This is a genomic window from Collinsella aerofaciens, from assembly GCF_015546965.1.
Classification (GTDB): domain Bacteria; phylum Actinomycetota; class Coriobacteriia; order Coriobacteriales; family Coriobacteriaceae; genus Collinsella; species Collinsella aerofaciens_X.
In genome coordinates this window covers 1-14,092 of sequence record NZ_JADMUF010000013.1, presented here as the reverse complement: position 1 = coordinate 14,092, position 14,092 = coordinate 1, and the positions used below count along the sequence as shown (strand labels likewise).

Below are 14,092 nucleotides of genomic sequence, written 5' to 3'. Positions count from 1 at the left end.
TTACTCCTCCGATGCGGTGGCCGCGGTGCCGTCACCTTCGGCACCATCACCGGCAGAAGGCTCGGCCAAGCGGTAGCCCACGCCGCGCACGGTCTCGATGGCGCCGGCATGCTCGCCCAGTTTTTGGCGAAGCGTCTGCACGTGCACGTCAACGGTGCGCGAACCGCCGTCGAAGTCCCAGCCCCACACGCTCTGCAGCAACGACTCGCGGGTAAAGACCACGCCGGGCTTGCGCATGAGATACTCGAGTAGGTCGAACTCGCGCAGGGTGAGCTTAAGCGGCTCGCCGGCAACGGTCACCTCGCGATGGCTGGGCGAGAGCACGATGTCGCCCACGCTGAGCACATCGCTCGCCTGCTTGACCATGCCGCCGCGACGCAGCAGTGCGCGGCAGCGGCTCGCAAGCTCCATGAGCGAGAAGGGTTTAGTCAGGTAATCGTCGGCACCGCCATCGAGCGCCATCACCTTGTCGAGCTCGGTATCCTTGGCGGTAAGCATCATGATGGGCACCGTCGCCGTCAGGCGATCGGCACGCAGGCGACGCATAATCGCCAAGCCATCGGTATCGGGCAGCATGATGTCGAGCAGGACGGCATCGGGTACCCGTCGCGCCACGGCAGCCTTAAACTCACCGTCGCACGAAAAGCCTTCGGCCTCGATCCCCTGCTTGCGCAGTGCATAGACCGTCAAATCCCTGATGTTGTCATCGTCCTCGACGTAATAGATCATGTTGAACCCCTTTGCGGCCGGCATGACCGCATCTTAATCCTAAAGGTACCTTTACTAGATGGTATCAGCCAAAACGTCCCGTCAAATAATCCGCCGTGCGCGGATCGGTCGGATTCTTGAAGAGTTGCGCGGTGGGCGCGTGTTCCACCAACTCACCCAGCAAGAAAAACGCGACCGAGTCGGAGATACGCGCCGCCTGCTGCATATTGTGTGTAACGACCACGAGCGTACAGGCCTCCTTGAGCTCGCAGGCCAGCTGCTCCACCACGAGCGTCGACACGGGGTCGAGCGCCGAGGTCGGCTCGTCCATCAGCAGAATGTCGGGCTGCACGGCAAGCGCGCGGGCGATGCACAGGCGCTGCTGCTGTCCACCCGAAAGACCCAGGCCCGACTCTTTGAGCTTGTCCTTGACCTCATCCCATAGCGCAGCGCGACGAAGGGAGTCCTCGACCAGCTCATCGAGCACGACGCGATCGCGCACACCCATGCCGCGCGGACCATACGCGACGTTGTCGTAGATGCTCATGGGAAACGGGTTGGGGCGCTGGAACACCATGCCCACGCGCTGGCGAAGGCGGCAAATGTCGTAATCGCCCAGGATATCTTGACCATCGAGCGCAATCTTGCCCTCGATGCGGCAATCCTTGATGCCGTCGTTCATGCGGTTAAAGCAGCGCAGCAACGTGGACTTTCCGCAGCCCGAAGGCCCGATGAACGAGGTGATCTGCTTGTCGAGGATCTTGATATTCACGTCCTTGAGCGCATGATGGTCGCCATAGAACAGGTCGAGGCCCTCGACATCGATGCGCGTCGGCGAGGCGGCAAGATCCTCTGCCGTGGGGCGAGTCGCATCCCCAACCTCGCGCTCGCGCGCGGCCTCGGCCTGCGCTTTCATGAGTTCTTCAAGCTCCGTGGGCTCCACAGCCGCAGCAGCCGTCATACCGCATACCTCCACATCGATATCAATTCAGCAGTATCGATAGTAGAAATCGCGGCTCATATGTACGTGAGCGCATTGTCAAGTGTTTGTAAGGGCACGCTGGCTATGCGGCGGGCAGCTCGATGGTGAACATCGTGTGTTCGGGCGTCGATTCACATGCAACGGTACCGCCGTGTGCCGCGATGATCTCCTTGGCAATAGCAAGGCCCAGACCGGCACCACCGCGATTGGTCGCACGCGCCGCATCCAGGCGATAGAACTTCTCAAAGATCACCTTGAGCTTAGCCGCAGGGATAGGATCGCCCTGATTGATAAAGCGCACGCGCACGCCACCGTCGTCCCGGCGCCTGGCCTCGATCGTGATGGTCGAGCCCTCATAGCTATAGGCAATAGCGTTTTTCATGATGTTGTTAAACACGCGAGCCATCTTGTCGCCATCCACGAGCACCGTCAGGTCCTCGCGAATATCAACTTGGACTTCCTTATGCTGCTCGTTGAGGATGGGATAGAACTCGTCAGCCACCTGAGCCAGCAGCAACCCCAGATCAACATAGCCGCGCGTGAGCACGATATCGTGGAAGTCAAAGCGCGTGATATCGAAGAACTCCTCGATGAGCGCATCGAGCCGGTGCGCCTTGTCGAGCGCCACGCCCGTAAAGTGCGCACGTTGCTCAACCGGCAGCTCAGGAGCCTCTTGCAGCAGCGAAAGATAGCCCACCACACTGGCAAGCGGGGTGCGTAGGTCATGTGCCAAGTACGTGACCAGATCGTCCTTGCGATGCGACTCGTCGCGCAAAGCTTGCCGCACCTTGCGTTCACGGTCACGCACGCGGTTAAGAGCGCCCTCGACCTCCAAGAAGTCGCCGTCGATGTTGTCCCAGGTGTCGGGGTGATCGATCAGGCGGTCCTGGATGCGAGCCGCGAGCACGCGGTCGGCATGCTGCTCGCCCTGTTCGTAGCCCTGGTAGTACAGGGCGCGACCGCACAAGAACAGCACGCACGCGGCAAGCGCCAGCACAAAGCCAAGCATGTTGAATACAAAGCCGGCATCGAACAGCACCGGCCCTTCGATGCCGCCGAGCGCCATGGCGCCAATCGCCAACGTCATGGCCCACGCGGCGCCGCCAATCACCATGCAGCGGCGCACGATCTCAAATCGATCGATCAGCAAAAAGCCGACAAGCAGCACCGCCAAGATTCCGACGATGTTGTCGATGCCAATCAGCAGCAGGCTCAGCAAAAAGAGCAGCACCGTTGCAAGCGCGCGGTTGTCGACGACCGACCTCACGTATTCAAAGAGCCGATCGGGCACCTCGAACGCTTGCCTATCGTCTTTTGTCATATCAAAATCCTCACAAGCGAAAAGCGTTATTCGATGATGTAGCCGACGCCCCAGACGTTTTTGATAAAGCGTGGCTTTTGTGCGTCGTCGCCGATCTTTTCGCGCAAGTGGCGAATGTGCACCATCACCGTATTGTTGGAGCCGGGCATAAAGTCCTCGTTCCACACCGCGCGAAACAGGTCCTCCACGGCCACCACGCTGCCGCGATGCTCGACCAGATACAGCAAGATTGAATACTCGGTGGGCGTGAGGCGAACCGGCGAACCGTCCACTGTCACGGAACGAGCATCGCGGTTGATCTCCAAGCCGTCGAGCTGAATGGTCGGCGACTCGGCCACCTGTGCACGGCTACCGTAGCTGGTGTAGCGGCGAAGCTGAGCGTGCACGCGCGCGATGAGCTCCAGCGGACGGAACGGCTTAACCACGTAATCGTCCGCGCCAAGCGAAAGGCCCCCGATCTTGTCTTGCTGGGCATCGCGCGCCGTCAGCATGATCACGGGATAGGTATGGCTGGAACGGATCGTACGCAGCAGCTCAAACCCATCGATATCGGGCAGCATGACGTCCAGCAGCGCCAGATCGAACTCCTGCTCCAAAATCGCCTTGGCAGCATCGGCCCCGCTATAGGCAATCTGGACATCAAAGCCCTCTTTTGTAAGGTAGATGCCAACCAAGTCGGCGATGGCCTTCTCGTCATCAACTACCAAAATGCGCTCGTTCATGCGTGCTCCTCTCGCGCCCCATTATGCCCGAGGGGGCGCCCGCCACACACAACAAGCGTGGGTGATTAAGTCGGTCTTAAGCACCCTTGTGCCCGTTCGGGCGCGGATGTGGGCCACGCACGCACGCGATGATCGCCGACGCCGGCAAACGATATACTCTAGTTCCAGAAGAGACCATCCCGTCGAAAGCGAAATCCGTGAAGTCCCTCACCTCTTTTGCAAAGCGCTCAGCCCAGCTTGCCGCCGGCTTTGTCTGCGCTATCGCCCTTGCCGCTGGCGCGCCCACCGTCGCCGGCGCCCAAGTGCTCACGACCGACAATGTTTGCGGCAAAACCGCCAATGCGCGCGGCATCACGGTCGAAAACCTGCCCGATATCGATGCGACCAATGCCCTCGTCATGGGCAAAGACGGCACCGTCTACTATGGGCGCGGCGCCGATGAGCAGGTCAAGATTGCCTCGATCACCAAGGTCATGACCGCAATCCTAACCGTCGAGAATTGCAAGATGGACGAGAAGGTCACGGTGAGCAACGCCGCAGCCACCGTGGGCAATTCGACCGCCGGCTTGCTCGAAGGCGACGAGCTTACCGTGGAGCAGGCGCTGCGCGGCCTGATGATTCCCTCAGGCAACGACGCCGCCATCGTGCTCGCCGAATATGTGGGCAAGAAAATCGACCCTAAGACCAAAGACGCCGAGGCCACATTTGTGAAGGCCATGAACGAGCGCGCTAAGAAGCTCGGCTGCACCGGTACGCTTTTTGAAAACCCGCATGGTCTGGACTTTGATGAGTGGGCTGGCGATATGCACTCAACCGCACACGACGTAGCACTGATGATGCAGGAGGCCATGAAAAACGACACGATCCGCGAGGTCGTAGCGAGCGAGGATTCCTGGATCGAGGTCACGGGCGCCGACGGCACCGACCATTCGCATTCCATGGACACGCATAACTATTTGCTGGGCCAAGATGGCAACATCGGCGGCAAGACCGGCACCACCGACGACGCGGGCTATTGCTTTACGAGCGCCTACAACCGCGACGGCGACGAGATCTACACCGTCGTTTTGAACTCCACCACCACCGACCAGCGCTTTACCGATACCGCAACCCTTGCCAATTGGTACTACGGCCACAAGGTCACGGTCGCAATCGCCAACACGCAGGAAAAGACCGCCAACGGCAACCCGCTCATGGCACGCATTAGCCAGACAGATTGGACGGACAAGACAATCGACGCCACGCTCGCCGACCCCGCCGCACAGGCAACGGTGTTCTCACTCGCCGGCGAAGTGACCGAAAAGGTTAGCTACGATGACCTTTCGGGCACGGTGCATGTTGGCGACAAGGTAGGCAGCGTTACGCTCAAGCAGGACGGCACCAAAGTCGCCGTCATGGACCTGGTTGCCGACGAGGAAGGCACAGGGCCGAATCCCATTGAATGGCTCCTTGTGAAGCTCGACCGCTTGGGCCGCCGCATCGACAACCGGCCACTCACGGCAGAGAGCGAGACCGTAGCCAAGGCTCCTGAGATGTAGGGCCGGAGCGATATCACATCGAACCAAATGAGGCGTTCAACGGGGCGCCTCATTTTTGAGGGTTCGAATCCCCAGCGCCCTTTCTCGATAATAAAAAAGGGTCCCCGATGGGACCCTTCTTTAAAGTTAAACTGGCGGAGAGCTGGGGATTCGAACCCCAGATGCCCTTTTGGGGCATACTCGCTTAGCAGGCGAGCACCTTCGGCCTCTCGGTCAGCTCTCCGTAACAGCCGTTCTATAGTAACCAAATAGCCGAAGTTGGGCAAGAGGGAATTTTCTAATTGCTTAGCGGCCTTTCCTCCTTGCAGTTTTCGCCCCTACCCCAGCGAGCGGTTGAGGGAGCCGAGCTCGTCGTTGCCCATGGTGCGCCACATTTGGAAGATGCAACCGCGTGCCAGGAAAAAGAAGCCGTTGTCGACCAGTTGAACAGCGGCATCTGCCAGCTGATTCGTCACGGCGGACACTGGCGGCAACTCGAGTCCAGCCTTGCGGATGGTCTCGACCGCTTCCTCGAACGTCGGAGGCTCGCTGACGCCCATCTCGTTCATAAGGCCCTGCATTTCTTCCAGCGCGCTGCTGCCCGACTCCTCGCCGCGCGGCACCAGACGGTAACAAGCCAGCGCCAGGTCGAGCTGATCGCAATTCCAATAGGCAAACGCCAAGCGATAGAACAGGTAGCCGATTGCAGAACGATCGCTGGCAATACGTAGACCGTGGCGCGCCACCTCGATAATCTCGTCAAAGCGCTCCAGACGCGCAAGCACGTTGATGAGCGCAAAGTGCGATTGCATGGACGAGCGCGCCAGATCGTAAAGATGACGCACCTCGGGCAGTGCTCGTTCAAAGTCTTCTTGCTCGGCGTAAAAGCTGCAGATCTCGTGCTGGGCAAAGTACAGCGCATCGGGCGCACGAAGAATCCGCACCGAGCGGTCTTCTTCCAACACCGGTAGCACCATGCGCACCAGCTGGTTATCGCAAAACTGCGTTTGAACCGGACCTGTCGCCAAAAGCTCGGCGACGGCGCACTTAGCCTCCAACTCTTCGACAAGACGGGAAAAGCCTTCAAAAGCACCTGTACGGTCGACTTTTGCCTGCTCGCGCAATTCAACAACACGGGCCACGTATGGGTCGTCGTCCTCTTCCATGACCTCCAACTCGTCAGCCGTATCGGCAAGCAGCAGATCGCGCAGCGCCGGCGGCAGCGTGCGATGGTCATCACGCGGACGAGCATGAACCTCCGCAGGCTCAATCGTCTCCGGAGCGGTTGACTCATACGCCTCAAGCACACGCTTGCACGGCATATCGTCCATGTCCATGCTCTCAAGATCCTTGGCGACAGACACGCAATCGGCCAGATAGGCCGCGCGCCCAAAGAAATACGTTGTGACAACGCGCTCGCCCTGCTCACTGTCGGGAGCAGCAATCTGCACATAGCAGCGCGTGATGCAGGTGCCCGCGGCAAAACACGCTGCCGCAAGCGTGAGTGCCACGCGCGCATCGTGCTCCGCGGCCCAGATCGCACGCGTGTCCTCGTCCAGCTCGCGCCAGGCGTCATCCTGAGCGTCGTATTCACGTTGCGGCATGGCATCAACGACAGACTGCCCAAACCGAACGAGCATAGTCCCCTCGGCAACGTTTGCCCGATAGGTATAGTCGAGCCGCGTGACCACGTTAAGCGCCTCGACAATGCGCGCGAAGCGGGTACGCACATCCCACTCACCGCCCGGCCGGCAAGCCACCGTACCCGGTTTGCCCCACGGGTTATCGCTCGAGGCCGTATCGAGCAGTCGGGGGACATCGTTGGTCGTCTTGGCGATATGCCACGAGTCAAAGAGCGCGCAGCCCTCAAGGCTCGGCGAGGATGCCGCGGGGGCCAATCCAGCCCCGATGCGCTCAAGGATGCCGGAGAGGCGGTTGAGACGGCACTCGATGGCAAGCAGCATGTCAATCTCGTCCTGGTCCAGCAGGCTGCGATCAAAATTGAGATAGAACAGCTTTGACCGGTCGATGCGCGCTAGGCTCATTTCGGACTTGGCGGCAATGGTGCGCAGACGGGGCAAGTCGACCTCGCTCATAAGGGCGGCGGCATAACGCTCGATACCGCTCGGATTCTCGGCATGGTCAACGCGGTAGAGCAGCGTCTCGATAGCGTCAGGTAGCGGTGCCGTGTTAAAGCCCAAAAACACCTCGACCTGCTCGGGCAACTTTACGAGCTTGATCTTGTCGACAACGTTTTGCATGTCCGCATCGAGACCGTCGACGCCCGCCGTGTTCGCAATGGCATTTTCGGAGTCAGCGAATATCACGTAGCGCAGGAACATCGATGCCATGAACTCGCCGTAAGGAAGGGCGCGGGTCGAATTCCATGTCTCGTGGTCGGACCGCTCGCGCATGGGGCCTTCGGGAGAGCCGGCAGTTTGCGCACACGCGCGCATTGCACCGTTGGCTTCCCTTACCATAATCTCACCAATACTGGAATCCGACTCGTCAAGGACCAGTTCCATGTCGGGATCGTTGGGCAGCGGAGCCTCGCTGACGGGGCGGTCCGCCTTGTACACCTCACCCGAAACGCTTACGTAGCCCAAAAGCGACACATGACTTTTGCCAACGAACTCGACGACATAACAAGATTCATGCTGATCCTCGCCAAAGAGTTTCCAGACCACTCCATATGAGCGTCCCGCAGGCTGCTCGGGCATCGCCGGAAAGCGCTTCTTGGGATCGAGAAACCTGAGCTTGTATGTCGGACGCTCTGCCACGAAATATCACCCTGATCGGTCGCTTGAAGAAGGAGTGGTCGCGAATGGGCCGCGACATCTACTCGGAATCTTACACGAGTCGACAGGAAATCGTCCCTGTGGACGAAAGCACTCAAGCTGGCGCAAAAGAAAAGCCCCCGTTGCCGGGAGCTTTAATCTCAAATGGTGCGGCGTATAGGATTCCGCGCATCCGCTGCGCGGATCCGCACCGGCTTCGCCCGCCTGCCGGCGCGCTCGCCCGCGGGCTAAAAACGCTCCGCGTTTTCTTTACGCCCGCGCCTCGACCGAGGTTCGAATCCATGCAGTGTTTACGTAAAAGAAAAGCCCCCGTTGCCGGGAGCTTTAATCTCAAATGGTGCGGCGTATAGGATTCGAACCTATGACGTTCTGATTCGTAGTCAGACCCTCTATCCAGCTGAGGTAACGCCGCGACTTGTTGATTATTATGCACATGGACTGAATATAGGTCAAGCATTTTTTCAAAAAAGTTTATTGAATTGGATTTTTACTCATTTGAAGGAATCGATCGAGTCCGTATCCCCTGGTATGCGACAGGGCGGTTAGTTCAGATGTATCGATATATAAGAAAAGCCCCCGTTGCCGGGAGCTTTAAACTCAATTGGTGCGGCGTATAGGATTCGAACCTATGACGTTCTGATTCGTAGTCAGACCCTCTATCCAGCTGAGGTAACGCCGCAACGCACGGATTATTATGCACGTGACCCCTCAATGGGTCAAGCAACAATTTGGAAAAATTTTATGAAGCACCGATTAAGTTCCTTCGCAGATCCGCACCGGCTTCGGCCGCCTGCCGGCGCCCTCGCCCGCTCGCTAAAAACGCTCCGCGTTTTCTTCACGCTCGCGCCTCGACCGAGGTTCGAATCCATGCATGGTTTCCGAAAAAGAAAAGCCCCCGTTGCCGGAGGCTTTCAATTTCAATTGGTGCGGCGTATAGGATTCCGCGTATCCGCTGCGCGGATCCGCACCGGCTTCGCCCGCCTGCCGGCGTCCTCGCCCGCTCGCTAAAAACGCTCCGCGTTTTCTTGGCGCTCGCGCCTCGACCGAGGTTCGAATCCATGCATGGTTTCCGAAAAAGAAAAGCCCCCGTTACCGGAGGCTTCAAGTTCGATTGGTGCGGCGTATAGGATTCGAACCTATGACGTTCTGATTCGTAGTCAGACCCTCTATCCAGCTGAGGTAACGCCGCAGCGCAAGACATATAAAACCACTTTAGCTTATTGGAGTCAAGCACAATCTCAAACTTTTTTGTGGAACGCAGTTTTGTCATGCTGCTCCGCATATTCCGCTGTTCCCCGTACGATCGATTGGCTTTTCGATCACGTCAAACTTAGCATCAAGTTCCCTCAGGAGCGATCTCACCCGCTGGGCACAATCATAATCGGCAAACGAGATGCTCAGCATGCGCGCGACCTGGTTGGAAGTCCCAACTCCATAGAAGTGCTCCAGCGCCACAAGTCCCTCGTGCGTCACAAAGGTCTCGGCCACATGCGGCGACTCCTCAAAGCACCATTGTGTCAACGGACCCTCACTCGTCTGCCGAACCACCAGGCCGCCCATGCCAGACGGCTCACACGTTACAAGCAGGTACTCCCCGCCCTCGTCGCTCTCAAACAAAACCACCCGATCATCAAACAGCTCCATCGCGTCCCCTTTCTCTCGCTCTTATTTAGCAAAAGCATAGCAGGTAGATGGCTGTATACAGAACAGTTGTTCGTGTGTTTTCTATTGAGTTGTCCGCACGGCATGGTATGGACCTGCGCACGAAATAGGGCGCCCCCGAAGGAGCGCCCTTGCATATCCCCTATGCAGCCAAGTTACGCGACCGGCTCGATCTTCTCGAGACCACCCATGTAGGGACGCAGAACCTCGGGGATCGTGATGGTGCCGTCGGCGTTCTGGTAGTTCTCCAGAATGGCGGCCATGGTGCGGCCGGCCGGCAGGCCGGAACCGTTGAGAGTGTGCAGGTAGCGCGAACCCTTGAAGTTCTCGGGGTCGCGATACTTGATGTTGGCGCGGCGAGCCTGGAAGTCACCACAGTTGGAGCAGGAGCTGATCTCCTTGTAGGCGTTGTAGCTCGGCAGCCAGACCTCGACGTCGTAGGTCTGACGGGCAGAGAAACCCAAGTCGCCGGTGCACAGGCTAATCACGCGATACGGAAGGCCCAGCTGCTGCAGCAGGTACTCGGCCTCGGCGGTCATGCTCTCGAGCTCCTCGTCGGACTCCTCCGGCTTAGCGAACTTGACCATCTCGACCTTGTCGAACTCGTGCTGACGGATAATGCCGCGGGTGTCGCGACCGGCGGAACCGGCCTCCTCGCGGAAGCAGGGGGTGAAGGCGGTGTAGCGGCGCGGCAGGGTGTCGGCATCGAGGACCTCGCCGGCGTGCAGGTTGGTGAGCACGACCTCGGCGGTGGGAATCAGGAAGTTGTCGCCCGAGACGTGATAGGCGTCGTCCTCGAACTTGGGCAGCTGACCCGTGCCAAACATGGTCTGACGCTTGACGACGATAGGCGGCCACCACTCCTTAAAGCCACGGCTAATGTGCGTATCGAGGAAGAAGTTGATGAGGGCGCGCTCCAGGCGGGCGCCAGCGCCACCGAGAACGGTAAAACGGCTGCCGGAGAGCTTGTTGCCGCGCTCGAAGTCGAGGATGTCGAGGTCGGTGCCCAGATCCCAGTGCGGCTTAAAGTCGAAGTCGAACTCGCGCGGGGTGCCCCAACGACGGCGCTCGATGTTCTCGTCCTCGTCCTTGCCGTACGGCGTGGCCTCGCAAGGAATGTTGGGCAGGTGAGCCATGAAGTCGTACTGCTCCTGCTCGAGAGCAGTACGGCGCTCGGCCAGACCGTCAATCTTCTCGTTGACGGCGCGCACGGCCTCCTTGGCGGCCTCGGCCTCGTCCTTCTTGCCCTCCTTCATCAGGGCGCCGATCTTCTTGGACTCGGCATTGCGCGTAGCCTGGAGCTCCTCGACCTCGGTGATGACGGCACGACGCTCGTCGTCGAGCTCAAAGAACTTCTCGCGATCCCAAGACGTCTGGCGGTTAGCCATGGCGACATCGATGGCATCGGGGTTCTCGCGAACAAACTTGATATCAAGCATTAGATCCTCCGGCGATATACATTCCATTTAGGTTGCAACCTTGTACATGTATGGGCAAGTATATACTTATGAGCGTTTACGACCCAACTCAACTACGCAAGAAGGCACCCAATGGACGCAGTTTTTTCCTTTTTGTTTGGCACCCGCACCGGTTTTGCCATCCTTTTCGCCGGCGGCATCCTGTTATTTGCGATTCTTGCCTTTGTAATGGAGAAGCGTACCCATAAGATGTACGTCGACCGCGGACCCAAGTCCGAGGATGAGGAAGACAGCTTCTGGGACTAACCTGCCAAAAAGGAACAGGTTTATTTTGGTCGGTTTTATCTGGGCAAACGCAAGCGCCCCGCAACCGGTAACGATCCGGTTGCGGGGCGCTTTTCGCACATACGACAAAACCGCAGGAAAAACCTGCCAAAATAAACCTGTCCCTAAATGGCAGGTTTTACTGGAGAGTTGCGTCGATTGCCTTGACCAGGGCGCTGCGCATGCCGGAGTCCTCGAGCGCAACGACGCCCTTGATGGTGGCACCACCGGGCGAGCATACGGCATCCTTCATCGCCGCAGGATGCTGGCCAGTTGCAAGCTGCAGCTTTGCCGTACCCAGCACCATCTGGCTCACAATGCGATAGGCATCGGCACGCGGGATACCGTGCTTGACCGCTGCATCGCCCAGGGCCTCGATTGCCATGGCGACAAATGCCGGAGCGCAACCACCCACCGTGCCGCCCACAAACAGCAGGCTCGTATCGAGCTCGACCACTGCGCCGAGCTTGCCAAGCAGATCAAGCACCACTGTGCTCTGCTCATCACTAAGCGTGGAAGCCTTCTCGCAAGCGATGACGCCCTCGCCCACCGAAACCGGTGTGTTGGGCACCGTCGAGATATGCGCGACGCCCGGCAGGACCTGCTCCCACTTGGCACTGTCCCAGGTCCAGGCAACCGACAGAACGACCTTTTTGGCAAGAGCATCCTTGAGCGGGGCGAATATCTTCTCGATCATGTACGGTTTGACCGCAGCGACCACGATATCGGATGCGGCGACAACCTCGGCGGCATCGTGGCAGGCGGCCATGCCGCGCGCCTCGCAGCGCTCAACCAGTGTGTCGTAGCGACCCGCGCAGGCGCACATGTCGCTCGCAGCTACACCGGCAGCGATCCAGCCATCGGCCATAGCGCTCGCCATATTGCCAAAACCGACAAACCCAATCTTCATATCTCATAGTCCTCTCAGACACGCTCTTCAAAACGAAAGGTATTGTCCCACGCCATTGTTTCGTATTGCCGACCTATTTGTGATACGGCTCGCCACGACTGATCTTGCAGGCACGGTAAATCTGCTCTAGCAGCACCACGCGCGCCAAGTTATGCGGCAAGGTAATGCGTCCAAAGCTGAGCATCTCGTCGGCTCGTGCTCGCACGTCATCGCTCACGCCGTCCGATCCGCCAATCACAAAGGCGATGTCGCTGTTACCACGCAGCATAAGATCATCGAGCCGCGCCGAAAACTCCTCGCTCGAGCGCTCTTTGCCCTCAATGGCCAGCAGGATCACATGCGCTCGAGACGGCAAGGCAGCAAGAATCGCCGCCCCCTCCTTGTCGCGCGCGGCATCCACGCCGCCCGCCTTAGCCGGGTCGATATCGGCCACCTCGCGGATATCAACCTTGGCATAGGCACCCAGGCGCTTGGTGTACTCAGCGCAGGCGTCCTTCCAAAAGCGCTCCTTGAGCTTACCGACACAAACGACGGTGTATTTCACGCGTGTCTACTCCTTTGACTCGTTCTGAACCTTACCGGCAGCCAGCATCTGCTCGAACATAGAGGCCGACTGCGAAAAGTCGCTCGGCAGCACGACCGTCGAGGTTTTACCCATGCGAGCGAACTCCGTCATCATCTCGGACCACTGCGTAAACATGAACAGTTGGTTGGCCTCGTCATTGCCGACACCCGTCTCCTGGATGATCTCGAGCGAATCTTTGATACCCAGCGCGATGGCCTTGCGCTGGTTGGCGATGCCCTCGCCCGCCTTTTCCATAGCCTCAGCCTCGGCGGTCGCCTCGGTGACGCGCTTGATGCGGTCTGCCTCAGCGAGCTCCTGTGCCGCAGCGCGCTTGCGCTGGGCGGCGTTGATGTCGTTCATGGAGTTCTCTACCTCGGTCGGCAGTGCGATTTTGGTGATGAGCGTCGACACGAGGGTGAAGCCGTAGGCGGCCATCTGCTCGGAAACGGTAGCGTTGACATCCTTGGCGATGTCGTCCTTCTTGGCAAAGACCTCATCGAGTGTGTAGACGGGAATCGAAGAGCGCAGGGCGTCGGTGATGAAGTCACGCATCTGGTCGACGGGCTCCTGCAGCATATAGTAGCTCTTGTAGATGCCCGAATCTGCCGGGCCGGCGCCCATGTCATAGCTCACGTGGTACTGAGCAGAGACCTCAAGGCCGATGGTCACGTTGTCCTGGGTCTTAACGTCGATGCCAAAACCGTTTTTCATGGTGCGCAGACTCACCGTGGCGGCCTTGCGGTCGATCACGGGCACCTTCATGTGGAAGCCCGCGTTGACGATGCGGTTAAACTTGCCCAGACGCTCGATGATCACGGCATGCTGCTGTTCAACGACGTAGCAGGCGTTGGGAAGCAGCAGCAACAGAATGATGATGGGAATCAAAAGGCTGGTAAGGGCAGCGATGATACCGGACAACAGCATGGTCTCTCCTCTGATAGGCACACGTTGGCATTAGGATACCCGCACGAAGCAGCTGTGTGACACCAACAAGAGGACCCGTGGTCAAAAAAGGCCAAATATGAGTACTGTTACCAGTTTAGTAACAGCGTATTTGGGTCAAAATCGCCTCGTTGAACCCGAGGTCTGGTCGCGCGCGCAGACGTGGTGTAAGAGTGTCCTGAGGTCCGTCGCTGCAAGCCCCGATGTTACTCCTTCTTGAGGC

General features: G+C 58.8%; 12 protein-coding genes and 4 tRNA genes. 2 read left to right on the top strand and 14 right to left on the bottom strand.

The window, feature by feature from the left end; translation table 11 throughout:
- The 4 genes from I1M21_RS08635 to I1M21_RS08620 all read right to left on the bottom strand — a co-directional run bounded on the left by I1M21_RS08635 (position 1) and on the right by I1M21_RS08620 (position 3,733).
- Entirely contained in the window at positions 1 to 729 is a 729-nt protein-coding gene (locus tag I1M21_RS08635) for a response regulator transcription factor (RefSeq protein ID WP_195193250.1), read from the bottom strand.
- Between the two features lie 64 nt (positions 730 to 793).
- Entirely contained in the window at positions 794 to 1,669 is an 876-nt protein-coding gene (gene pstB / locus I1M21_RS08630; protein ID WP_229025713.1) for a phosphate ABC transporter ATP-binding protein PstB, read from the bottom strand.
- Positions 1,670 to 1,772: 103 nt separating this feature from the next.
- The gene (locus I1M21_RS08625; RefSeq protein ID WP_195193249.1) at positions 1,773 to 3,011 is read right to left on the bottom strand and encodes a sensor histidine kinase; all 1,239 of its coding nucleotides are present in this window, start codon (positions 3,009 to 3,011) and stop codon (positions 1,773 to 1,775) included.
- A 26-nt stretch (positions 3,012 to 3,037) separates the two neighbouring features.
- A complete protein-coding gene (locus I1M21_RS08620) occupies positions 3,038 to 3,733 on the bottom strand; it encodes a response regulator transcription factor (RefSeq protein ID WP_195193248.1) in 696 nt (231 codons plus the stop codon).
- Positions 3,734 to 3,930: 197 nt separating this feature from the next.
- On the opposite strand from I1M21_RS08620, the gene I1M21_RS08615 reads away from it, so the two are divergent.
- Positions 3,931 to 5,271, top strand: coding sequence for a D-alanyl-D-alanine carboxypeptidase family protein (locus I1M21_RS08615; protein WP_195193247.1), 1,341 nt, complete (start codon positions 3,931 to 3,933; stop codon positions 5,269 to 5,271).
- A gap of 132 nt (positions 5,272 to 5,403) precedes the next feature.
- Here the strand turns inward: I1M21_RS08615 and I1M21_RS08610 are convergent.
- From I1M21_RS08610 to serS, 7 genes are all read right to left on the bottom strand, one after another.
- Positions 5,404 to 5,494: transfer RNA gene (locus I1M21_RS08610), tRNA-Ser, on the bottom strand.
- Positions 5,495 to 5,588: 94 nt separating this feature from the next.
- Positions 5,589 to 8,030, bottom strand: a complete 2,442-nt coding sequence (locus tag I1M21_RS08605) for a tetratricopeptide repeat protein (protein ID WP_195193246.1) — start codon at positions 8,028 to 8,030, stop codon at positions 5,589 to 5,591.
- A gap of 353 nt (positions 8,031 to 8,383) precedes the next feature.
- A tRNA-Arg gene (locus tag I1M21_RS08600) sits at positions 8,384 to 8,460 on the bottom strand.
- 190 nt (positions 8,461 to 8,650) lie between these two features.
- Positions 8,651 to 8,727: transfer RNA gene (locus I1M21_RS08595), tRNA-Arg, on the bottom strand.
- Between the two features lie 433 nt (positions 8,728 to 9,160).
- Positions 9,161 to 9,237: transfer RNA gene (locus tag I1M21_RS08590), tRNA-Arg, on the bottom strand.
- A gap of 77 nt (positions 9,238 to 9,314) precedes the next feature.
- Positions 9,315 to 9,692 (bottom strand): hypothetical protein, encoded by a 378-nt coding sequence (locus tag I1M21_RS08585; protein WP_195193245.1) that lies wholly within the window; start codon positions 9,690 to 9,692, stop codon positions 9,315 to 9,317.
- 173 nt (positions 9,693 to 9,865) lie between these two features.
- Complete coding sequence (gene serS, locus I1M21_RS08580; RefSeq protein ID WP_195193244.1) at positions 9,866 to 11,149, bottom strand: serine--tRNA ligase; 1,284 nt, start codon at positions 11,147 to 11,149, stop codon at positions 9,866 to 9,868.
- 111 nt (positions 11,150 to 11,260) lie between these two features.
- Here serS and I1M21_RS08575 point away from each other — a divergent pair, with 111 nt between their 5' ends.
- The gene (locus I1M21_RS08575) at positions 11,261 to 11,434 is read left to right on the top strand and encodes a DUF6724 family protein (protein WP_006235069.1); all 174 of its coding nucleotides are present in this window, start codon (positions 11,261 to 11,263) and stop codon (positions 11,432 to 11,434) included.
- A 157-nt stretch (positions 11,435 to 11,591) separates the two neighbouring features.
- On the opposite strand, the gene proC is transcribed toward I1M21_RS08575, so the two are convergent.
- The 3 genes from proC to I1M21_RS08560 all read right to left on the bottom strand — a co-directional run bounded on the left by proC (position 11,592) and on the right by I1M21_RS08560 (position 13,851).
- The gene (gene proC / locus I1M21_RS08570; protein WP_195193243.1) at positions 11,592 to 12,362 is read right to left on the bottom strand and encodes a pyrroline-5-carboxylate reductase; all 771 of its coding nucleotides are present in this window, start codon (positions 12,360 to 12,362) and stop codon (positions 11,592 to 11,594) included.
- 73 nt (positions 12,363 to 12,435) lie between these two features.
- Positions 12,436 to 12,906: a 23S rRNA (pseudouridine(1915)-N(3))-methyltransferase RlmH gene (gene rlmH / locus I1M21_RS08565; protein ID WP_099432630.1), complete on the bottom strand. Its 471-nt coding sequence runs from the start codon at positions 12,904 to 12,906 to the stop codon at positions 12,436 to 12,438.
- 6 nt (positions 12,907 to 12,912) lie between these two features.
- On the bottom strand, positions 12,913 to 13,851 hold the full coding sequence (locus I1M21_RS08560; protein WP_195193242.1) for an SPFH domain-containing protein: 939 nt from the start codon (positions 13,849 to 13,851) through the stop codon (positions 12,913 to 12,915).
- Positions 13,852 to 14,092: the final 241 nt, after the last annotated feature.

Bases quoted from the DNA above. Each gene is read 5' to 3' on its own strand.
- I1M21_RS08635 (WP_195193250.1), bottom strand. From the start codon at position 729: ATGATCTATTACGTCGAGGACGATGACAACATCAGGGATTTGACGGTC.
- pstB (WP_229025713.1), bottom strand. From the start codon at position 1,669: ATGACGGCTGCTGCGGCTGTGGAGCCCACGGAGCTTGAAGAACTCATG.
- I1M21_RS08625 (WP_195193249.1), bottom strand. From the start codon at position 3,011: ATGACAAAAGACGATAGGCAAGCGTTCGAGGTGCCCGATCGGCTCTTT.
- I1M21_RS08620 (WP_195193248.1), bottom strand. From the start codon at position 3,733: ATGAACGAGCGCATTTTGGTAGTTGATGACGAGAAGGCCATCGCCGAC.
- I1M21_RS08585 (WP_195193245.1), bottom strand. From the start codon at position 9,692: ATGGAGCTGTTTGATGATCGGGTGGTTTTGTTTGAGAGCGACGAGGGC.
- serS (WP_195193244.1), bottom strand. From the start codon at position 11,149: ATGCTTGATATCAAGTTTGTTCGCGAGAACCCCGATGCCATCGATGTC.
- I1M21_RS08575 (WP_006235069.1), top strand. From the start codon at position 11,261: ATGGACGCAGTTTTTTCCTTTTTGTTTGGCACCCGCACCGGTTTTGCC.
- proC (WP_195193243.1), bottom strand. From the start codon at position 12,362: ATGAAGATTGGGTTTGTCGGTTTTGGCAATATGGCGAGCGCTATGGCC.
- I1M21_RS08560 (WP_195193242.1), bottom strand. From the start codon at position 13,851: ATGCTGTTGTCCGGTATCATCGCTGCCCTTACCAGCCTTTTGATTCCC.